29 protein-coding genes are annotated in these 20,189 nt (G+C 53.2%); 18 read left to right on the top strand and 11 right to left on the bottom strand.

Going from position 1 to position 20,189, the window contains the following annotated elements; genetic code table 11:
* The first annotated feature begins 141 nt into the window (after positions 1–141).
* The 15 genes from ACRJJO_RS10225 to ACRJJO_RS10295 are packed head-to-tail and all read left to right on the top strand — an operon-like array spanning position 142 to position 13,348.
* Entirely contained in the window at positions 142–888 is a 747-nt protein-coding gene (locus ACRJJO_RS10225) for a TIGR03747 family integrating conjugative element membrane protein (RefSeq protein ID WP_431065659.1), read from the top strand.
* Positions 889–908: 20 nt separating this feature from the next.
* Positions 909–1,406: an RAQPRD family integrative conjugative element protein gene (locus ACRJJO_RS10230; protein ID WP_431065660.1), complete on the top strand. Its 498-nt coding sequence runs from the start codon at positions 909–911 to the stop codon at positions 1,404–1,406.
* A gap of 1 nt (position 1,407) precedes the next feature.
* Positions 1,408–1,644: a TIGR03758 family integrating conjugative element protein gene (locus ACRJJO_RS10235; RefSeq protein ID WP_431065661.1), complete on the top strand. Its 237-nt coding sequence runs from the start codon at positions 1,408–1,410 to the stop codon at positions 1,642–1,644.
* A gap of 60 nt (positions 1,645–1,704) precedes the next feature.
* Positions 1,705–2,073, top strand: coding sequence for a TIGR03745 family integrating conjugative element membrane protein (locus tag ACRJJO_RS10240; protein WP_431065662.1), 369 nt, complete (start codon positions 1,705–1,707; stop codon positions 2,071–2,073).
* A 3-nt stretch (positions 2,074–2,076) separates the two neighbouring features.
* Positions 2,077–2,463, top strand: a complete 387-nt coding sequence (locus ACRJJO_RS10245) for a TIGR03750 family conjugal transfer protein (protein WP_431065663.1) — start codon at positions 2,077–2,079, stop codon at positions 2,461–2,463.
* Between the two features lie 9 nt (positions 2,464–2,472).
* Positions 2,473–3,111 carry a PFL_4703 family integrating conjugative element protein gene (locus ACRJJO_RS10250; protein ID WP_431065664.1) on the top strand — a complete coding sequence of 213 codons (639 nt, stop codon included), beginning with the start codon at positions 2,473–2,475 and terminating at the stop codon, positions 3,109–3,111.
* The gene (locus ACRJJO_RS10255) at positions 3,111–3,986 is read left to right on the top strand and encodes a TIGR03749 family integrating conjugative element protein (RefSeq protein ID WP_431065665.1); all 876 of its coding nucleotides are present in this window, start codon (positions 3,111–3,113) and stop codon (positions 3,984–3,986) included. Before ACRJJO_RS10250 ends, ACRJJO_RS10255 begins: the two co-directional genes overlap by 1 nt.
* A complete protein-coding gene (locus ACRJJO_RS10260) occupies positions 3,987–5,399 on the top strand; it encodes a TIGR03752 family integrating conjugative element protein (protein WP_431065666.1) in 1,413 nt (470 codons plus the stop codon). It begins immediately after the preceding gene.
* Positions 5,359–5,805 (top strand): TIGR03751 family conjugal transfer lipoprotein, encoded by a 447-nt coding sequence (locus ACRJJO_RS10265; RefSeq protein WP_431065667.1) that lies wholly within the window; start codon positions 5,359–5,361, stop codon positions 5,803–5,805. Before ACRJJO_RS10260 ends, ACRJJO_RS10265 begins: the two co-directional genes overlap by 41 nt.
* Entirely contained in the window at positions 5,805–8,633 is a 2,829-nt protein-coding gene (locus tag ACRJJO_RS10270; RefSeq protein WP_431065668.1) for a conjugative transfer ATPase, read from the top strand. The genes ACRJJO_RS10265 and ACRJJO_RS10270 overlap by 1 nt, the downstream gene beginning before the upstream one ends.
* Positions 8,620–9,102 (top strand): TIGR03757 family integrating conjugative element protein, encoded by a 483-nt coding sequence (locus ACRJJO_RS10275; protein WP_431065669.1) that lies wholly within the window; start codon positions 8,620–8,622, stop codon positions 9,100–9,102. The genes ACRJJO_RS10270 and ACRJJO_RS10275 overlap by 14 nt, the downstream gene beginning before the upstream one ends.
* On the top strand, positions 9,099–9,995 hold the full coding sequence (locus tag ACRJJO_RS10280; protein WP_431065670.1) for a TraU family protein: 897 nt from the start codon (positions 9,099–9,101) through the stop codon (positions 9,993–9,995). Before ACRJJO_RS10275 ends, ACRJJO_RS10280 begins: the two co-directional genes overlap by 4 nt.
* A 43-nt stretch (positions 9,996–10,038) precedes the next feature.
* Complete coding sequence (locus ACRJJO_RS10285) at positions 10,039–11,403, top strand: integrating conjugative element protein (protein WP_431065671.1); 1,365 nt, start codon at positions 10,039–10,041, stop codon at positions 11,401–11,403.
* Positions 11,400–11,825: a hypothetical protein gene (locus ACRJJO_RS10290; protein ID WP_431065672.1), complete on the top strand. Its 426-nt coding sequence runs from the start codon at positions 11,400–11,402 to the stop codon at positions 11,823–11,825. The genes ACRJJO_RS10285 and ACRJJO_RS10290 overlap by 4 nt, the downstream gene beginning before the upstream one ends.
* Before the next feature lie 8 nt (positions 11,826–11,833).
* Positions 11,834–13,348: a conjugal transfer protein TraG N-terminal domain-containing protein gene (locus ACRJJO_RS10295; RefSeq protein ID WP_431065673.1), complete on the top strand. Its 1,515-nt coding sequence runs from the start codon at positions 11,834–11,836 to the stop codon at positions 13,346–13,348.
* A 5-nt stretch (positions 13,349–13,353) separates the two neighbouring features.
* On the opposite strand, the gene ACRJJO_RS10300 is transcribed toward ACRJJO_RS10295, so the two are convergent.
* From ACRJJO_RS10300 to ACRJJO_RS10310, 3 genes are all read right to left on the bottom strand, one after another.
* The gene (locus tag ACRJJO_RS10300; protein WP_431065674.1) at positions 13,354–13,989 is read right to left on the bottom strand and encodes a hypothetical protein; all 636 of its coding nucleotides are present in this window, start codon (positions 13,987–13,989) and stop codon (positions 13,354–13,356) included.
* A 276-nt stretch (positions 13,990–14,265) separates the two neighbouring features.
* The gene (locus ACRJJO_RS10305; RefSeq protein WP_431065675.1) at positions 14,266–14,442 is read right to left on the bottom strand and encodes a hypothetical protein; all 177 of its coding nucleotides are present in this window, start codon (positions 14,440–14,442) and stop codon (positions 14,266–14,268) included.
* Positions 14,443–14,450: 8 nt separating this feature from the next.
* Entirely contained in the window at positions 14,451–14,765 is a 315-nt protein-coding gene (locus ACRJJO_RS10310; RefSeq protein ID WP_431065676.1) for a hypothetical protein, read from the bottom strand.
* A gap of 194 nt (positions 14,766–14,959) precedes the next feature.
* Here ACRJJO_RS10310 and ACRJJO_RS10315 point away from each other — a divergent pair, with 194 nt between their 5' ends.
* Positions 14,960–15,457 carry a toll/interleukin-1 receptor domain-containing protein gene (locus ACRJJO_RS10315; RefSeq protein WP_431065677.1) on the top strand — a complete coding sequence of 166 codons (498 nt, stop codon included), beginning with the start codon at positions 14,960–14,962 and terminating at the stop codon, positions 15,455–15,457.
* Between the two features lie 308 nt (positions 15,458–15,765).
* Positions 15,766–16,056, top strand: coding sequence for a hypothetical protein (locus ACRJJO_RS10320; RefSeq protein WP_431065678.1), 291 nt, complete (start codon positions 15,766–15,768; stop codon positions 16,054–16,056).
* 124 nt (positions 16,057–16,180) lie between these two features.
* Here the strand turns inward: ACRJJO_RS10320 and ACRJJO_RS10325 are convergent, their stop codons facing one another.
* The 8 genes from ACRJJO_RS10325 to ACRJJO_RS10360 all read right to left on the bottom strand — a co-directional run bounded on the left by ACRJJO_RS10325 (position 16,181) and on the right by ACRJJO_RS10360 (position 18,878).
* Complete coding sequence (locus ACRJJO_RS10325; RefSeq protein WP_431065679.1) at positions 16,181–16,339, bottom strand: hypothetical protein; 159 nt, start codon at positions 16,337–16,339, stop codon at positions 16,181–16,183.
* A gap of 111 nt (positions 16,340–16,450) precedes the next feature.
* Complete coding sequence (locus ACRJJO_RS10330; protein WP_431065680.1) at positions 16,451–16,639, bottom strand: hypothetical protein; 189 nt, start codon at positions 16,637–16,639, stop codon at positions 16,451–16,453.
* 43 nt (positions 16,640–16,682) lie between these two features.
* Positions 16,683–17,111, bottom strand: coding sequence for a lysozyme inhibitor LprI family protein (locus tag ACRJJO_RS10335; RefSeq protein WP_431065681.1), 429 nt, complete (start codon positions 17,109–17,111; stop codon positions 16,683–16,685).
* An 8-nt stretch (positions 17,112–17,119) separates the two neighbouring features.
* The gene (locus ACRJJO_RS10340) at positions 17,120–17,572 is read right to left on the bottom strand and encodes a retropepsin-like aspartic protease family protein (protein ID WP_431065741.1); all 453 of its coding nucleotides are present in this window, start codon (positions 17,570–17,572) and stop codon (positions 17,120–17,122) included.
* A gap of 9 nt (positions 17,573–17,581) precedes the next feature.
* Entirely contained in the window at positions 17,582–17,878 is a 297-nt protein-coding gene (locus ACRJJO_RS10345; protein ID WP_431065682.1) for a hypothetical protein, read from the bottom strand.
* Between the two features lie 28 nt (positions 17,879–17,906).
* Positions 17,907–18,119, bottom strand: coding sequence for a DUF6794 domain-containing protein (locus tag ACRJJO_RS10350; RefSeq protein ID WP_431065683.1), 213 nt, complete (start codon positions 18,117–18,119; stop codon positions 17,907–17,909).
* Positions 18,120–18,307: 188 nt separating this feature from the next.
* Complete coding sequence (locus tag ACRJJO_RS10355; RefSeq protein WP_431065684.1) at positions 18,308–18,694, bottom strand: hypothetical protein; 387 nt, start codon at positions 18,692–18,694, stop codon at positions 18,308–18,310.
* A 25-nt stretch (positions 18,695–18,719) separates the two neighbouring features.
* Positions 18,720–18,878, bottom strand: a complete 159-nt coding sequence (locus ACRJJO_RS10360) for a hypothetical protein (RefSeq protein WP_431065685.1) — start codon at positions 18,876–18,878, stop codon at positions 18,720–18,722.
* 361 nt (positions 18,879–19,239) lie between these two features.
* Here ACRJJO_RS10360 and ACRJJO_RS10365 point away from each other — a divergent pair, with 361 nt between their 5' ends.
* Positions 19,240–20,172 carry a tyrosine-type recombinase/integrase gene (locus ACRJJO_RS10365; RefSeq protein WP_431065686.1) on the top strand — a complete coding sequence of 311 codons (933 nt, stop codon included), beginning with the start codon at positions 19,240–19,242 and terminating at the stop codon, positions 20,170–20,172.
* The last annotated feature ends 17 nt before the right edge of the window (positions 20,173–20,189 follow it).

The following is a 20,189-nucleotide window of genomic DNA, read 5'->3' on the forward strand; positions in this document are numbered from 1 at the left end:
TCGAAGGCGGCAATCTGTGGAAAATCCGCATGCCGCTGCCCTCCAAAAGCGACGATGACATGATGCCCAAAAACCTGCGCGAAGTGGCCGCCGAAATGCAGCGCCGTTATTTGACCAGCGACCATTGGTGGGCCGGCTGACATGGCGGAGCAAACCAAACGGCGGCCGGCGTCGGCGCAGCAAACCGCAGAGCAAGGCATTATAGCGACGACGCTGATCCGCTTACTCCAGATCGTGATGTACCTAATCCTGACGCTGGTCTTTTCGATTGTGATCGAGTGGGTAGGCATGGCGATCGGCTGGTGGGACGAGCCGGGAGCGGAGCACAGCGAACGCATGCTGCAACAGGAATTGCAGTATTTGAACCGTGATTTTCGGCAAAGCGCGATCGTCGAGAGCCCGATGCGCTTTGCCGAGCGATTTTCCCAAAATTTCTACGATCTGACCTTCAAAAAAACGGGCATTCAAGCCGCCGTGATTTGGTTGGCCATCCCGACCCAAGCCGGTTCAGGAAAAGTTCGAAAAAGTTTGCATCGTCTGTTTCAAATGGTCGAGGCCTACGTTCTGGCCGCCATGACCGTGACGCAGATATTCGGGGTGCGTCTGGCGGTATTGACCTTGGCAATGCCGGCCTTCGTCCTGTTGGGCGCGACGGGCTTGGTCGATGGACTGGTGCAACGCGACATTCGCCGCTGGAGTGGCGGCAGAGAATCGTCGTTCGTCTATCACTGGGCTAAAAAAGCGCTCTATCCGTCATTGATTTTGCCCTGGATCGTGTATCTGGCGATTCCGGTGAGCGTGCATCCCAATCTGGTCGTGCTGCCGTTCGCCGTGCTGTTCGCGGTATCGATTTTGGTGATGTCGTCGACGTTTAAAAAATATTTGTAACTTTTCCGAGAAGTCTTGCCATGTTACCCAAAAGACCCAGGCAGTTAGAGGATGCGTATAACAAAAAAAGAAACGCCGGTCAATCGGCCAAAAAACCCATCGGGATTTTAGTTAGGGTTTTCTGTGGCTTTTTTGGCATTTTGGCGCAAACAATAGCCGTCAAGCAATCACTACTCCGATCGAATCGCGAAGAGAGCCACATGATCCTAAAAATACCCAGTATCGCATGTATTGTTCAGCTTTTGCTTCTACTTGCTTGTCCTTTTTCGGCCTTTGCCGACAGCGACGCCGAGCGTACCTCGTTAGCCAAAATCAAGCATGAGATTGAATCCTTGAAGCCGTTGATCGCCGAAGCGAAAGCCCAGGCCCAGGCAGACAGTGACGCCAGGGTGCAATTCCAATATGACTGGTTGGCATTAGACCTCGACCGCATGGTTTTGGGGATTCAAGAGCATTTATCGGCTCCCTCGACTCAGCCGCGCAGTTTTCCGCCCTTGAAAGGTGACTACCGGCACTGACATGACCCATCAGCAAGCAGCCGCTTTCACGCAGGCGACCGGCAATATCGCTAATCCCGGACAACTGTTGTTAGGGATCGCGGTGGTATTCGCAGTGATCTATTTGCTGTGGTTGGTCTGGATCACGAAATCGCAGTATCACGCCTGGCAAACCAGGAAAGGAGACTTTTATGACATGACATCTTCCGTGCTCAGAGCCATCGTTGTGATCTTGCTCGTGGGCTATTTCATTCGTTGACGCAACAATAGTTACCCAATTTAACTGTTCTCACTCTCTTATATAACGGAGACATCAAACATGAAGACACTATTCAATACGATAGGGCAATCCACCCATCAACTCACCACTTTCGTCGCCCTGTCATTGGCGATGGCAAGTAACATGGCGCAAGCGGCCTTACCGGCGCCGGTTGCTCCCAGTAACGCCCCGGCGGCGGGCAATTGGCTTGAGTTAATCAAGGGCTATGCCAAGGACGCCGGCCTCGTCATCGGACTGATTATCGCGGTCGTGGCGTTTTTATGGATCGGTTGGATTACGATCGCTAAATTCAACGAGGCCAGAGCGGGGCGGGCCGAATGGGGTGAGGTCGGATTAACCGCCGTCGTCGCAGCGGGGGTGATGATTTTTATCAGCTTCTTGCTGACCGAAGCGTCGAACGTCATTTAATCGATGGATGTGCAAGATATTAGCACGGAAACACTGGCTGACCGTCTCAACCAGGAGCCGGTCATCTTCCGTGGCAGCACCAATTCGGAGTTGGGGATGATTTTGTTATGCGCCATCGTGTTTTGGTTGCCCGCCGGACTCCTGCTCGCCGCGCTGTTCGGAGCCGCAGTGATGGGGCTGGGAATCGCCGCATTGGGCGTGCTGGCGACCATCTTTTTCGGATCGACGGGGTTCCAGCGGATCAAGCGCGGCCGTCCCGACTTTTACTACCAGCATTTTATGATACTCAAGCTGAACAAACTGGGCCTGCGCTCATCCTCGTTGATTGCCAGGCAAGGGGCGTGGGACTTGGGGTACACGCTTTCGCGTTCGTTTCACTCTCATCGATAAGGTTTCGTTATGCGCTATAGGGACGAAAACAGTACGCTCCAATCGCACATCCATTCATTGCGCATCGTGATCGGTTTCCAGCTGTTATTGATCGTGGGCCTGTGGTACGGCTGGCATCAGTCGAGAAACGATATCCGTTTTCACATACCCCCGGACCTGCGTTCCGGCGCGGTGTTAAAGCTCGATGAAGTCCCGCCGCCGAACGTCTATGCCTTCGCCCATTATATCTTTCAGCAACTCAACCACTGGGAGGAAAACGGCGAAACCGATTACGGCAAGCAAGTGTTCCGCATGGCGGCGTATCTGACCCCGGAATTTCGGCAGTTTTTAACCCATGATTTGGAACTGCGCGGCAAGCGGGGTGAACTGAGCGGACGGGTTCGGGGCATTCAGCTAATCCCCGGTCACGGCTATGAAGAGCGTCGGGTGGACGTGCTCGATCGCAATACCTGGCTGGTATGGCTCGATTTTCGTATCGAGGAAACGGTGCGCGGCATGGACGTAAAAAGCCTGGACATTCGCTATCCGATTCGCGTCGTGCGCTACGATGTCGATCCGGAAGTCAACCCGTGGGGCTTGGCTCTGGACGGCTTCGGAGGCGATGGGCCGCAGCGGTTGAGCAACGAAGAAAAAGCAGGAGGATCGTGATGAATCCAAGTAGTGAAAAAGCCGTTAGGATGGAAACAGCGTCCAACGCAAGGAGACCGGGTTTTTTCCAGGGTGGGTTTCTGGTGACACTATTGACACTAACGGTAGTTTATTGCCTGTTGCGGTCTGTGGCCGCATCGGCGGACATCGAACGTCTGTTTTGGGACAAAGTGCCGCTCAGTATTACCCTGCAGGTCGGCCGGGAGCGATGGGTAACCTTTCCGGGCGACGTGCGCGTGGGCATGCCGTCCGAGCTGTCCGGCAAGGTGCGAACGCAAAGCCATAACGGCACCGTATATTGGTTGGCGAATCAATCGTTCGAAGCGCAGCGCATCGAAATTCACGAGACCGACGGAAGCGGCATTTATTTGGTCGACCTGAGCGCAAGCCAGGAACAAGGCATACCGGTCAATCCGATCGAAGTGCTGAACAAGCGACCGCATGGCTTCGAAAAAGCCGAAAGCGACAGGAAACACCGCGATCCTCGTACACCCAACAAAGCACCGGGACTGGTCACCTTAACCCGCTTCGCGGCCCAACAGTTATATGCGCCGTCGCGGATGCTGAAAGCCTCGCCCAGTATTCACCGGGTCGTGGTAGCTCGGCGCGCGATGCACAATCTGATCCGGGGCGAGCCGATCGAAGCGTTGCCGGTCGCGAGCTGGCAGGGCGGCGAACTGTATGTCACCGCCGTGCAACTGCGCAATACCGGGAAAACGCCGGTGGAGCTCGATCCACGGCGCATTCGCGGACGCTGGAAAGCGGCGACGTTTCAACATGGCCGGCTGCACCCCTCCGGTTCCGAGGCGGATACCACGGCTGTCTATCTGGTTTCCGATCGTCCCTTTCATGAAATGATACGGGGGGTCATGTAGATGCCATCGAACAAATTATTGCCGATTATCGCAGGCTTGGTGTTAGTGATGCTGATATTTGTCGGTATCAAATCGATCGATAGCGGCGGCGAGAACATTCAACTCGACCAGGTGCCGGTCGCCGGCACTCCCGACGCGGATTCGCCGGCGGATACGATTCGCACCCTGACGGCACAAGTGGCCACGATCAAAAATGAATCCGAAAAGCTGCACATGCAAAATCAGGAACTGTTGCGGCAGCGCCAGGAGATTGAAAGCAAAGTCAGGGCGGAGTTGCTCACCGAAATGCGAAAAATGAAGGGTCAGGAGGATGCCACCGCATTCGGCCAACTGACTGAAAAACTGGATTTTTTCAAAAACCGGCTGGACGAATTGAGCGATGCGCAAAACGGCTCGTCACAACAAGGATCGGGCAGCGATATCCCGATCGGGTTCGGCATCGGTGCCGGCGACGGAATTACCTTGCCCAACACGAAAGAAATCGTTTGGATCGAACCGTTAGGCGCGAACAAAGACAAGCAGGGGAATGTAGTCTATCCCTCGTTAGCGAAAAGCGCCGGCGACCCGGGCGATGACACGGGCGGATTGCTTGGCAATAAGACCGAAAACTATTTGAACGCCAAACTGGAAGCCATAACCGAACCGGACGAGCCGGTCTATACGGTGCCGCGCAACGCCACATTAATAGGCTCGACCGGCATGACCGCACTGATCGGCCGGATACCCTTCAAGGGCGTGGTCGAAGACCCGTTTCCGTTCAAGGTCATCGTCGGCCGCGATAATCTGGCCGCCAACGGCATCGAGGTGCCGGGGCTTGACGGCATGGTGTTCAGCGGCAAAGCGACCGGCGATTGGACGCTCTCTTGCGTTCGGGGGGAAATCATCTCGGTGACTTACGTGTTTGCCGACGGCACCATCCGGGAGCTTTCTGCCGATACAACCAAGAACTTGCTGGCCTCGCAACAAGGTCAACAACAACAAGGCGGCCAACAACAGAAAATGGGCTGGATATCCGACCGGCGCGGCATTCCCTGCGTAACCGGTACCCGAATCAGTAATGCGCCGGACTATTTAGCGGGACGTATTCTGGCCTCCGCCGCCGAAGCTGCCGCCGGCGCATTCAGCCAGAGCCAAACCACGAATGCCGTCTCGCTCGGGCAAGGCGTGGCAACCTCGGTGATCACCGGCGATGCCGGCAAGTTTGCGGCCGGTCAAGCCATGGCCGGCGGCGCGAACGAGGTGAGTCAATACTTGCGCGAACGCGCGGCGCAATCGTTCGATGCAGTCTACGTGGACACCGGCGCCGAACTGGCCGTCCACGTCGATATCGAACTACCGATCGATTATGAACCGGACGGGAGAAAAACCTATTATGCCTCGACTCAAACGACTGACGACGAAGTGCTGGATTAACGCGCTGTGCGCCCTGAGCTTGGTCGTGATGACGGCGGGCTGCGCAACCGGCGACAAAGAATCGATCTTGCCCCTGGAAGGGCCGACCATGAAAGCGGTTTACCGCAGACACTTTTCCGGTACGGAACACGGCCCTGACGAACTCGACGCGCCGCGCGGCGAATTGCTTGAACGGGAAGCGCGACGCGAGCCGGAACCGACTTCGGAGCTGTCCGCTTATACGCGCGATGCCGGGTCAGAGATTCAGCAAGTCTTTCCACGGCTAATGAACAAGACCTTGATCATGTATGTGTTTCCGCATTTGAGCGGTGGCGAGCGTTATCCCGTGCCCGGTTATTCGACGGCGTTCCCATTCTACGAGAAACCCGAATATGCACTGCCGGGCGAGCGCGAGGAGGGTTATTGATGGCGTTTTTTTCCTTTACAACACATGCATTCGCTAAAACTAAACCGTCCGCTAAAACTCAAGCGCAGGACGATGCCACCCGGTTTCGGCGCAGGGCCACCGACAGGGCGCCGACCGAAACACGGATACGGCAGATGTATGAGCGGCCGGCTTCGTTTACCAATTTACTGCCGTGGCTGGAATATTGTCCGCAGACGCGCTGTTTTTTGCTCGATGACGGCTACAGTGTCGCTGCGTTGTTCGAGATCTGCGGCATCGGCACCGAAGGCCGAACGGCTCAATACATCGCCGAACTGCGCGACAAACTGCAAACCGTATTGACCTCGATCGCCGAGGAACTGGATTCGCCGTGGATTTTTCAATTGTTCCTGCAGGATGAACCCAGTCTGCTCGGCGTCGTCGACGAAGTCGAGCGTTATCTCGATCCCCGTGCTCAAAATAGCGCGTTGAGCGAACACTATCTGTCGATCTTGCGCGATCATCTGCAGACCATTTCCCAAACCGGCGGCGCATTCAACGACAAAATGGTTACCGGCGGACCGTGGCGTGGCCAGCGTCGACGCATTCGGGCGACGCTCTACCGCCGCCGGAAGCGTGGCAAGCAAGCCGGTACGCACGACTATTACCATTTGCCGCCCGAAGAGGAATTAAACGATGCAGCCGCCAAGTTGACCACCGCGCTGATAACGTCCGGTATTCGTTTGAATAGGCTGGGCGGCAAGGAATTGTATGAATGGATGTTCCGCTGGTTCAATCCGAAACCGGCGGTCGAGGAGGGCGATAGCGAAGCCATGCTTCGGAACGTTGCGCCGTACCCCGGCGATGACGAAATGCCTTTCGGCTACGCATACGCCGAAACCCTGATGTTGGGCATGCCGCATTCGGATGCGGAGCGCGGAATCTGGTGGTTCGACGGGATGCCGCACAAAACCGTCACCGTGCAGGGGCTTCGGAAGATTCCGGATATCGGTCTGTTTGGAGCCGAACGCAGTAGCGGCGATCACGTTTACGCGATGTTCGACCGCATGCCGGAGGACAACGTCCTGGCGATGACCATCGTCGTCGAGGCGCAGGATCTCGTGCGCAACCATCTTGGCCAGGTTCAGCACGGCGCGGTGGGCGATTATCCGGAAGCGAAACTGGCGGCGCAAGACGCCGAGAAAGCGGTGATGGAAATCGCCAAAGGCAACAAACTGTTTCCGGTCCAGTTGGCGGTTTATGTGCGCGGCGAGGACGAACCCGATTTACACCGCAAAATCAACAAGGTCAATTCCTTGCTGTTGTCGAACGGATTGCAACCCATCATGGAGCGTGACGATTTGATTCCGCTGGACAGTTATCTGCGCAACCTGCCGATGGGCTATCAATACGACCACGACAAGCGTGAAGCGCGGCGTTCCCGCTTGGTCTTTTCCAAACACTGCGCCAATCTCATGCCGGTTTACGGACGCTCCACCGGTTCCGGTCATCCCGGCTTGTTGTTCTTCAATCGCGGCGCCGAACCCTTGATGTTGGACCCGTTAAATCCGCAGGACCGCAAGAAGAACGCCCACGCCCTGATCATCGGGCCGACCGGGGCCGGTAAATCGGCCACCTTGGTGTATATGATCCTGCAAATGATGGCGGTGTACCGTCCTCGCATCTTCATCATCGAGGCCGGCAATTCGTTCGGCTTGCTGGGCCAGTATTTGGAAAGCCAGGGCGTCACGACCAATCGTGTGTCGATGCTGCCGGGCGCCGATGTCAGCTTGCCGCCGTTCAGCGAAGCCTTGAAACTGCTGGACCAGAAACGCCTGGATCTGGATTTCGATCTGCAAGAGGATAACGACCTCGACGACGATCCGTACAACGATTTCGATAACGAAGACATCGAGGACGACAACCGCGATTTACTCGGTGAAATGGAGATCGCCGCCCGTATCATGATCACCGGCGGCGACGTGCGCGAGGACAATCGCATGACCCGCGCGGACCGGCTGCTGATTCGCCGGGCGATTCACGAGGCCGCGAAGAACGTCCAGGAAGCCGGTCGCGGCCAGGTACTGACCGAGGATGTCGTGCAGGCGTTGCGCAATCTGGAGGGTTTGGCCGACCGCCGCCGGGAACGGGTGCAGGACATGGCCGACGGCATGGAGCTGTTTTGTTCCGGACTGGCCGGGCATTTTTTCAATCGCCCCGGCGTGCGCTGGCCGGATGTGGATTTTACCCTGGTCGATATGGGTATCCTGGCCAGGGAAGGCTATGAAGATCAATTGACCGTCGCCTACATCGGTTTGATGAACCATATTCACGATCTGGTGGAGCGACACCAGAACGATGCCAGGCCCACGATCGTGATCACCGACGAAGGGCATATCATCACCACCAATCCGCTGTTGGCTCCGTATGTCATCAAGATCGTCAAGATGTGGCGGAAACTGGGTGCCTGGTTTTGGATCGCGACACAAAACCTGGAAGATTTTCCCGATGCCAGTAAAAAGATGCTCAACATGTTGGAGTGGTGGTTTTGCCTGGTCATGCCGAAAGAGGAGGTCGAGCAAATCGCCCGCTTTCGCGACTTGCGCGACGAGGAAAAAAACATGCTGCTGGCGGCCAGAAAATCACCGAAGCAGTTTACCGAAGGCGTGGTGTTGACCGACGAACAAGCGTTGTTGTTCCGCATCGTGCCGCCGCCATTGGCGCTGGCCTTGGCGATGACCGAAAAAGACGAGAAGGCGAACCGGGCGCGAATCATGAAGCAGACCGGTTGCAGCGAGATCGAGGCGGTCGAGCAGGTGGCTAGAGAGATCAGTTTCAAGCGCCGGGGGGAAATCGATGACCAGCATTAAATCCATGATCATCATCCCCAAGATTATCATCCCTGGTTTGGCGGTGAGCGTCTTGACGGCAGTCATGCCGTTACCTGTGAGGGCCGACGAACAAGTACTCGTTGTCGAAGCGATTCACAGCGATGCATTTCCGTTGACCGGCGTCGACGCTTTGGCCGGGCAGGGTATCGAGGTAAAAACCTATAATTTAGACGATGCCGAACGACTGACGGCCCATCTGGCAACCGGGTTGCCGCCCAATCAAGAGCAGGCCAAAGCCGCATTGGAGCGGCGCTTCAAGGAGCAAGGCATGGATGCCGTCCAAATACACTTCACGCAGGCATTTCAAGGGCGAATCGTCGGAGTGCAATACGGGATCAGCCGCTATCCCGCCATCGTATTCGACCAGGGTAAGGCTTTGGTGTACGGCGTGACCGACCTGAATCGTGCGGTGGCGATCTACCGCCAATGGCGGAGAAACAATCCGTGAAAGCGACGATCCGTAGACTGTTGTTGGTTGTTTTTCTCTGCGCGAACCTGGTGGCCGCGCAAACGTCGGCCAAGCAGTACGAATGCATTCAACTCCGGGTCGTCGGTGTGTGTATCTGGATCGTCTGTACGCCGTTCGGTTGCGATATCGACGTGACGCTCAAGATCGGCCACTTCAATCCCGACGTGATGGTCACTGTGACTAATCCGCAAGGCGTGGATCGGGTCGAAGATCCCAAGCGCATCGATACGCACAATCGGAATCACAACAACCTGATTCATCAGGATGCGCTCGCGGTTGGTCATCCGCTGACCGGGCGTATCTATTGTCCGTCGAACACCACGGCTGCCAGTCCGTATTTTTCCGCGCAACTGGATATCCCGTCCTGGCGTTGGGGCGGCTTGGATGCCTTGCATCCGGCCTCCTGGGTGCCGGGCTTACGGGAAATCGGTCGTTGGCCGTTAAACAAATGGGGCAATATATATCCGCGAACCGGCTGGACCATTCAGCATGCGCAGCCGAAAGCCGCTGCCGTCGTTGCGCATCGGGTCGGCGACATCATCACCCGTGACGGTCAGCCGCATGTTTACCGGAGCATTCTGGGCGAGCCTGTTTTCGTCGAAGACAACAAGCTGACCTGGTCGCCGGGCAGTCTGATCGAAAACAGCAACGAAGAGGGTTGGTGGCAACCCACCTCGCCAAAAATGGAGCAATGTCTGCTGTTCGGCGAGAACGACACGCTGGCGCTCCGAGGCTGGGGCGGCGGACGAGTGTCGAAGACGGGCGATTACGTCCATGCCTTGTGGCGACCTTACACCTGTTGCGAAATCGATGACGGAGCATTGGTCGTCATCGATTTCATGCCGTTTCCGACACCGGTCATTACTCATTAAACACGCGATGACATGTTTAAAACGCGATGATACAGAGGGCGTTATGAACCAACGAATGTTTGCCATTACCGGCTTGCTGCTGTTACTGGGCGCTAACAAATGCCTGGCGATCCCCTGGTCGAACGGCGACAACAGCGAATTTTATTACAAAATCGGCGGTGCTCGATCCATATCGGTGCCGCCCAACGTCAATGTGCAAACCCATGCGCTCAATGGTTCGTTAGAGTACGGCCTCGGTTACAGTTGCGGCAATTTCGACCCCATGCTGGGACTGACCAATTTGATGAACGATCTGCAGAATACCGGCAATAATCTCGTCAACGGCGCGATCGGCGCAGTGCAAGCGGCGATCGGCGGGCTTCCGGCATTGATCATGCAACGTATCGATCCAGGGTTGTACGATTTGTTTCAGAATGCCTTGATCCGCGTGGAAGCGATCTTATCGCTGGCGAATAAATCGTGCGAGCAATATGAACAGGAAATCAAGCAAGGACTCAATCCCTATGCTGAATGGACCGACTTGTCGAAGATCGTCGACTGGAAAGTGCAAATGGGTTCGAACGGCTACGGCGGTTCCAATGTCGACGTGGTGCAGGCCAAGGAGAATGTCGAGCGCAGTAATGGAGACAACGGCGTGCCCTGGATTGGCGGCCATAAAGCCGGCGGCAGGAACATGGATGCCATCAAGGCGACCTACGACGTAGTGAAAGCGGGCTACAACATCACTCTGAACAGAGATGCGGACGACGATTCAGCCCCGAATAGCCCCAACAACGAAACGCCGCAGCGCCTGATCGAAGTCTTCGCACAGCCGAAAGACGCGTCGGAATGGGCGGTTGATGTGTTGGGAGACGCGCATATCTACACGCATGACAACCGGCCCGTCGAAACGGTGCCGGGACACGGGTTGCTGCCGAAAATCGCCGGCGAAATGACGGACGCGATGCAAAAATTGAGCGATCTGGTTACCGGCAACGCGCAAACCACCCTCGAGAATTTGGGCGACTTATCGAGCAATGCTGCTCTGATCAACCAGGATGTGATCAGCGCGATCCGGTCGCTCAAGCCGGGTGAGCAATCGATTGCGGTCAGCAAGTTGGCGTCCGAAGTGGCGATGGCTAAAGTCGTCGAAAAGGCATTGATTATCCGGCGCATGCTGATAACCGCCAGCCGCGAACCGAATATCGCCAACTCGCCGGCCCCGGCCCAAATCGAACAATCCATATCCCGCCTGGACCGTGAAATCAACGACATCATGTACGAGCGCCGGATTCATAACGAGTTGGCGTCGCAAACGCCGGCCGTGATCTTAGGATTGCAAGCGGAGCACGACAATCGCTCTCAATCAACCCCTCCCGCAGCAGGGGCCGAGGACTCACTCATAGAGGATGGAGCGATAAACCCATGAGGAGTCGAAAAAGTCGAAAACAAACGAACGGGAAACCTTCCGAACAGGATCAATTGGCATGGGCCAGAAAACGCGGCCGGCATGTCTTTACCGGGTCGTTATGGGTCACCGCGGTTCTTTCACTCGCCATTGCCATCGGGCTGATGGTCGCAAGCTTTTATTATCCGATCGAAACGATTAAGCGGGCGGTCGAGTCCGCCGAATGGCCCTTGGCGGTTTGGCGGATTGGCTTGTTTTTGGTGATTATCATCGGATGGCCGCGCTGGTCGGCAATCTATGCTGCCTGGACCGGTTTGAATAGCGAACAATTGGCGCTCATGTTGAGTTACCGGTGGCGCATGGCGTTGTGGCTGTTGATCATGGAAGCGGTGTTATCGCACGGTGTCGTCGTGCAATTTATCGACAATCTTTCTAGGTTATAGGCAGTGTCATGGGCGTTTCTTCGTATCTTGAAATCTATCTCACGCAATTCGGTTGGACGATGTACAACGGTTTATGGGATGTTCTCATCGATACCGGTCTGGCCTATCTGCCGTTCATCGGGATGTTTTTGCGCAATATCGTCGAACCGATTACCAGCCAGGAAGCCAAGGACGCGTCGTCTGTGTCGTTGCGCCGCATCGAAATCGATGCCACGACAATGTTCGCGGTGTTGGTGATCGCTGTCCAACCTTACATGACCGTCAGTTACAACAATTTGAGTTATACCAGAGCGTGTGATCCGAGCGGGAATGCGGTGGCTGGCGGCAATACCGGAAAAACCTACGATACAACGTTTACGGCGGCGGCGCTCGGCGGTAATAACGCCTTGGTTCCAATCTGGTGGTACGCCGTTCTGGCGGTGACCGGCGGCATTAACGATGCGGCGATCCTGGGTATTCCCTGTACCGCCAATATCCGCCTGATGTCGTTCAGCATCGATAACGCGCGTGTCAAAGACCCGCAGCTGCGCCGCCAGGTCCAGATGTTTTACAAGGATTGTTACCGGCATGCGATGGCGATGTTCCTGGACCATAACCAACCATATCCCAACATTTTGCCTAAAGAAGATTTGAACTGGCTGGGATCGCAATTTTTTCTGAACGGGACTTACCAGACCGCACGGGCCAGCGCCACGGTCCCCGGTTTTACTTACGACCCGAACCGTGACCTGGAATACGATCCGAATGTGTATATCCCCGTCGACGGCAAACCGACCTGCGCGCAATGGTGGACTGGAAACGGACACGCCAATGGCATCGGGCTGCGCGAAGCCTTAGCAGACCAGATCGATGCCGGAGCGTTGACGACGTTCAAGCAGCATGTCGCGAATACAACAGGCAAGCCACAAGACGAGGTTGAAAACATCGCGATCAAAACATTGATCAGCCGGGAAGAAACGGCTTTCAACGGACTGAGGAATCTGAATAGCTATAACGAAGCGAGCTTTGCCAACGCCGCCAGCTCGGCAGGCGCTACGCTGGGCTCCTTCATGGAAGCCATATCGTTTTATCCGGCGCTATACGCAATGAAAGCGGCGGCTCCGATCATCCAGGCCGTTGTCCTTATGCTGATTTACGCCTTGATGCCGTTTTACTTTTGGTTTTCGTCCTATAAGCCCGGCAAGATCATTTTCATGTCGATCATCGTTTTTTCGGTCAAGTTCTGGACCGTGCTATGGGCGATTGCCAATTGGCTGGACAACAACCTGATCGAGGCGATCAAACCGTCCTGGTACAACTTGCAATTGACGAACAACCTGCTCGTCGAAATGATCATTGATTTCGTGATCGGCGGGCTGTTCGTCGTGATGCCGTTGTTTTGGTCTGGGTTGTTGACTTGGGCGGGGTTTAGGGTTGGTGCATCTGTTAACGAAGTATCAAAGGGATTGGGCGATGCTCCTAAGTCTGCCGGAGCTTCAGGCGGTAACAAAGTAAAAGACTCTATAAGTAAAGGTAAAAAGTAAGATTCCTAGTCATCAGGATAAGTATTATAAAAATTGCCACTGTAAAAATCATAATTAGCACAATTTTCAGAGTAGTTATACATTTCTTCAAAGTAATTGTGAGATTTACCCTCCAATAACCCAATCCGTCCAGCGATAAACAGCAGCCAAGCATAACCCGCAAAGGCCAACAGATCGATGATCCAGGGCAGGAAAGCAATAACGACCGTAATAGCGGCCAGGTTCAGCCAGAAGGCTTTTTGGCGAGCCAGACTCAGACCTTTATCCAGGACGAAACGAGCGCCGCCGACGGCCAGGCGCTTGATCTGGATCGAATGGTTAATACCGTTGATCAGACCGGCCGGAACCAGTAATAATGCCGCCAGAACAAAAGCCAGGCAGCCGGCGAACCCGCTGGCAGAAACCCATTGGAAACCCGGAGCATTGGGCGCAAAGACCAACAACGCGACCAACGGCAGCGTGCCGATACCGCCGGCAACGGTCAGCCACTTGCCGGCAGAGACCATGAGGGAAGTGACTTTTCCGGACACAACGGCTGCCTTGTCGGCGGGCAGGGCGGCCAACAGTCTATTCGCACGGTAAAATACCACCAACGTGCAAAATGAGGCGACCAAAGCGGTCGCAAACAAAAATGCTTCCATATTTCCCTCCACACCGATTCGTTTAGGATTTCGGAATTAATTTATGCAGCATAATCAGGATTATGTACTCTGACAAAGTTCCGGAGCGAGTAAGTTATCCACAAAATCTGTGGAAAAGTCTGTGTTCAAACACCTTTCTTGGTGATCATATCAATGGTTAGGCAAAGGTGTCTATTTTTTAATCAATTTCCCCCCTATCAGCGGATTTCTCGGGTATGTCAGATTCGCCGCACGTAGATGCTCGATCCCAGAATCTCGTTGCGTGCTACGGCATACTTACACCACCCGCCTGCTGGAAAAGGGCGTGCAGCAAGGGAAATACATGCGTTGTTGGTCCATAAAAGTATTGCCGCTACGCAAATTTTTACGCATCCGGGGCAGGAGTGATTGAGCAAGTGGGTGGCGGATACCGGAAACGATTTTGATGCGGCCCATAAAATGAAGGGTAACCATGTGACGATTTAAGAGAGTTCGCCTTGCGCTAAAGCTTGCATCGTTTCGTCGAGATCGTGCTGAACCTCGTCAATCGCATCTAAAATAACTTGAGGTGCTTGCGATTGAAGGGCAATGTTCCGAACCAGGATAAACGTCGCTCTCATTCTGGCCAGATTCCGCACGAACTCCCAACTCATCGCCTCATCGATGTGAAATAGCAATTTGTCGGCATTCTCGAAATTGAAGTTGTTCACCACAGTTTCCCGCAATAAAGACCATGAGCCTTGAAGATCGGATAAAACGGTCTTGTGGTAATGCGTCGGTTCTTGAATAAATGCCATTGTAGGAAGTTATGATAGTTGGCTTATCGCTGTATATTTTACAGAACTAAGCGTTACCAGGCTCCCAAAAGCCGCTTCAAATTGAAAAAGGCGGCCGGTTTTAGTTGCGTTTGCCACCTATTATCCCATACTTCAAGTGAGCGGCAGTGAGTCACAATTTTAACGATTAAATGCGGGAGTCCTTTGAGATAAACATGGCCAACAAAGAAAGGATAAAGATAAGGTTTTTCGTTTCCTATGCGCATGACGACGAAGAATACGCCAGCGCTTTCATGGATGAGTTCAAGGAAATGACGGCGCCCTCCGAAAGATACGAGTATCTGTTTTGGCAAGATACCGAGATTCTGCCCGGCGAAAATTGGCGTGAGGAGATCAAGGAAGCGCTCGACAATTGCGATGTGGGCTTATTGCTAATCAGCCCGGCGTTTCTGGCTTCAAAGTTCATCGATGAGGAAGAACTGCCTCGGCTGGTCGGAGACAAGAAAAAACCCATCATTCCGGTCATGCTCAAAATGGTCAACCTGAAACGGCACAACCTCAAAGGACTGGACGGCAATCAAATCTTCCGCCTGAAAGTCGAAGGCGTCAAGCAATTGAAATCGTTTGCCCAATGCAGCGCGTCTCAGAGAAGCGATTTCGTTTACGAATTGTTCGACAAGGTTGAAAGCCGGCTCGACAAAATACATGGCTGAGAAAGCATCCATATCGCTTGGTACGCAAGGCCAGCGCCGTGCAGCTCGGGATGGCTCATGCTCGGGCGCTTCCGGCTAGAGGGTGTGAGCCATTCGGGAGGGCGTAGAGCAAAACAGGGACGTTTTGCGCTCGCCCGGACGATTGGCGGATTCACCGGACAATGTCCTCTCGATTCGCGGCCGGTGAATAAATCACACAAACGGCGTGATTCGATCACCGCCTTTTCTTCCGGAAATCGGGATACTGTACCCAAGTTCAACGAAACGCTTGAACGAACAACACCAACAAAAACCAAGGGGAAACCACCATGAAAACAGTATCTTTCGCAGCAGTCGTTTTAATGTCAGTCGTCGCCGGCACAGCCATGGCCGAAGGCTCGAAAATCGAAAAATCCACGATAATCAACGCTTCCAAAAACACGTTGACCAACACTCAGGCGATCGGTCGCAACAGCGCCGCTCACACAGGTTCTATCAGCATCGTCGGCTCGAAAGTCGAGAAATCGACTCTGATCAACGCCTCGAAAAACACGCTGACCAACACGCAAGCGATCGGCAGGGATTCGGTGGCGACAACCGGTACGATCGACATCCGCTAGGTCAGGGAAGGCTAATACCCGCGCACGATTGGAAAATGAAAGCTTGAGCCATTCGTTTTGCCATTGGGGCAATACAGGGACGAATTGCGCTTGGTCAAACGATTTGCGGGTTCAAAGCGACAAATCACAAGCGAGTCACCTTATCTCGATTTCTTTTGCGATAAATAAAAATGCCCATGCCAACTATGCCAGCGGTTACAGCCAGCATCAATACTGGATATTGATAAAACAGATCAAAAAAAGCGCCCACACCTTGCGATGAGCTGCGATAGTAAGGTCCCATGAATTCCTCTTTGTTTGACTATTTATTTGAGAGCTTACCTTCGGAATTAGCATTGTCTAGTTGCTGTTATTGCTGATTCAGAGAGGGTCACGACAAGAATAAAATAATTTCTCAAAAGCAATTGTATACCGCATCCAGAAGCTCGAAATCTTCGGCATACAGCAAATATTCGCCGTTTCCCAAATCGATCACCCAACGAGCCGGCTTTTTAAAAAGTTTACCGTGTTCACGCAATGTATCAGGCAGGCGAGGGTCGTTGATGTCGATTTCCTTATCTTCAACTGTTGGCTCTTCATTCATGTTATTTGCCTAGTATCAATATCGGCGGTTAAACGAGCTGCGGCTATTTCTCCGTTTCAGTCAAAAGCAAATAATCGCTAAAATTCTGCAACTCCTTGGCCCGGTTGCCTAGCACTCGCATTTTCTTTTCGGCGAACATAAAGGCGTCAACTTCTTCGCTGGCCTGCAACGCATTATAAAGAGCAAATTCGGCATCGTGGTATGCCTGCCACGCCTTTTGGGCCTTCTCCAATGTCGAATGGTCTTTCGGTTGTAACCGGCTTTGCAGTTTCCCATAGATCGAAGACATCTCTTTTTGCCATTCCGAATTGGCTATTTCAACGCAATTCATCATCGCCGGATAATCGGTTGTCTTTTCCAGGCAGGCCTCGTATTTGAGGTCGATCGGGTGAGGCACGGTTTCGATATCGGCCATTGACAGGCTTGTCAGGCCAAAGGCTATCAGGCTGAAAATGATTTTGAATGTTTTCATGCGTGTCCTTATCGGTCGCTGTAAGTCGTTTTGCAGTTGTTGTGTTTGTCGCAGGTTACCGTCTTTTTAATAGTCACTGGCTTTCTTATAAGCGGCTGTTGCGCTGGGGTACTATCAAAGCTAACAGCCGGTTGAGTGGCATTTTTGTTTGAAACCTGATTGTTTGCCACCAACGTCAAAGTATCGCCATGTTGTGTCATGTGGAAATATCTTAAGGTGTTCATTCCAATCAGCGCTTCATCCAAATGGCCATTGATATGAGCGTCGAGATTTCTTATTACCGCATTGCCGATTCTCAAGCTGCTTATCCGGGTTTCACGTTCAGATATTTTTCCGCCAGCCGTGCTTGCCTGGATGTAGCGGCCGAAAGGCAAGCCGGCCGAGGCTGCCATTTTTTCCGGAATCACGGTTTTTGTTGCGCCGGTGTCGATCAGAAATGGCATGGGAATGCCGTTAACCAGAGCTGTGCCTCAGAAATGCCCATGCCGATCGGTTTTCAAGACAATGCCGCCGGAAATGGGATTCATGCCATGTTTCTTTGCCGGTGTTGTTGGAGAAGAGGGGGCCGGAGAAGGCGAGAACAACCCCGGCGAAAAGGCATGGATCTTCCCGGAAGCTTGATATTTAAAAAAAGCATCGGCACCATACCAAAGCGAGGCCAGCATTAGTGCGGGAATAATAAGATATTTCAGGCTTCCTCCGCCTTTTTTGGGAGGTTTCTGATAACGGTATCTGTCCCTGTAGTAATCGCGATCCTGTATGCCCATTTTTCCCCCATGAAACCCGGTAGTTGTCCTAAGCCTGTAACGCACGCCATAATGCGCTAATTATCACACCGGAAGCATCGTTCGGGTGAGAAGTGCCGCACGAAGCCAGTAACTTACTCCCGGGTTCGTGCAAGCCAAACGCATTCCGGATCGCCAGGCCAAGGCTAAAGTGCAGATCGATCAGGTCATCTTCGGGCATTAACGCAATCATCAGCTTTTCCTCGCCGCTCAGTATTGCCATGAGTCGATCGACATCCTCCTCCGACTGTCATCGGGGGCTCAAAACCATGATCAAAAAGGGCTGTCCAATTTTTGTTCAATTCAATTCAATTCCAGTAGAAAAGGGGGCTTCGGAGGAAATATGACTGTTTATTGACAAGGTTATCCACAGATTTTGGGGATAACAGTTTTCGATAATATAGTTCTGCATTAATGCATTTTTTCGCCGGTCCATCGGTCTCGCCCTTTCCAAAACGTGCACACTTGGCACGTTTCGCCTTCGGGATAATCGATGCCTTCCTGATGAGGACAGCCAATAATGCGATCGGTCATCACGACGGATTTGATGCCATGTTCCGCCAAATAGTCCAGTAACATTTGACCGATCTCTTCATCACGCCTGACGTCATGCTCGGAATACCAGCTGGATAAGCGAACAGGCGGAGAGTCTTCATAAGGTATAATGCTAACCGTGACTTTAGTCGCTTGTTTATCGGTTGGTCCATAAAAAGCAATGGTCGCGGCAGGGTAGTCTTTAAAGCCCTTGCGCGCTTTCTTGGCAAGTTTTTTCCTATTACGTTCCGCTTTGAGGCTCATAGATCGCACCGGCTTGTCATGAGTATCATCGTTCGATTTTCGTCTCGTTGTTCAGATAGAGCGGGCCATACCGCACCATGTCTTTGGTCCCGGCCGGCGTCATTTCGATTTCCAACGTCTTCAGGGCCTCGCCGATCACGTCGGCATAGCCGGTTATCGTCGCCTCTCGATTTGAAATGGCCATGTTCCGTATTTAGGGTTATCGGTAACTAGGGAAGTGTTAGCGTTAACTTACTGTGCGGATAAATTTTAATGCTAGCTGACCCAATCAGTTTTGCCAATTTTGGGTGGGAATAGGGGAAACTGAGGGTAAAATTCCTAAAACAAAAATTTTAGTAATTCAAGATTTTTTATTCCCAGGCACTCCCGAAATTGTGTTTTCGTGTTCCCTAATAGGTTTTTTGCATGAAACCAGGAATTTTACGTTTTGGTATTTTAAGTATAATGCTACAAAATAGTCATTTTAGTAAATCGCAAATCGCCGCCGGGCCCAAAAAAAGGCCTAAATTTCTCCAACAGGTTTCGAAACGCGGCATGGAGGAGAGATGGACGATCAAAATGAAAAAACGTTCGGACAAATCCGAAAAGAGTTTTTGACCTATCTGAAATACACCAAGGGCCACTCCGATGCGACTTGCTACAACTACAATTCGGATTTAGGCATCTGGCAACGATGGCTGGAAGGCGAGGGTTTGGATTGGCGACGGTGCAAATACTTAGCGGCGGAAAACTTTGTTCAGCACCTGGCGAAAAACAAAGTCGGCCCCCATGCGATCGCTCGAAAGATTTCCTGTCTGGCCACTTTTTACAAATGGGGCAAACGCAATGATCTGGTGGAAGATGACCCTATCTACCAGATCGAGAAACCGAAACGGCCAAAACGGATGCAGGTTTGGCTGGAGCCGGAAGAACAGGACACTTTCAATCGCTCGACGCGCAACTATGACGATATTCCGGAGACGATATTTGGCCGAAGCCGGGCTTCGGCGATTAAAGTGCGACAGCGCTACGAATTGTTGTTCGAGCTCATCCAGAAGTCCGGCCTGCGCATCAGCGAAGCGTTGAGCCTGCAAGTACACCAGATCCGTGTGGTCGATGGCGTGGCCAAGTCGGTACGGGTGATAGGGAAGGGCAACAAGGAACGGCAAGTGCCGCTGCCGGAAAGTTTCGGCCGGGTGCTGGCTTTGACCATCGTCGGCAAAACGCCGGATGAATACCTGTTCGCCAAAAAACCGGGGCAAAAGCCGGCCAGTGCGCATGCCGCGCGAGCGTATTTAAAGAAGATGATCGACAAGGCCGGCATTGAAAAGAAAGTCACTCCGCACAAGCTCCTGCATACTTATGCGACTCGGCTGCTGGAAAAGGATGTACAATTGGTCGATATACAGGCGCTGTTAGGCCATGAAAGTATCGCCACCACTCAGATTTACACGCATGCGGGGCAGGAGCGATTGAGTAAATTGGTGGCGGACATCTAGCGTCATATAAATTTAAA

This window comes from Methylotuvimicrobium sp. (assembly GCF_050611805.1).
In the GTDB taxonomy this organism is placed as follows: Bacteria; Pseudomonadota; Gammaproteobacteria; order Methylococcales; family Methylomonadaceae; genus Methylotuvimicrobium.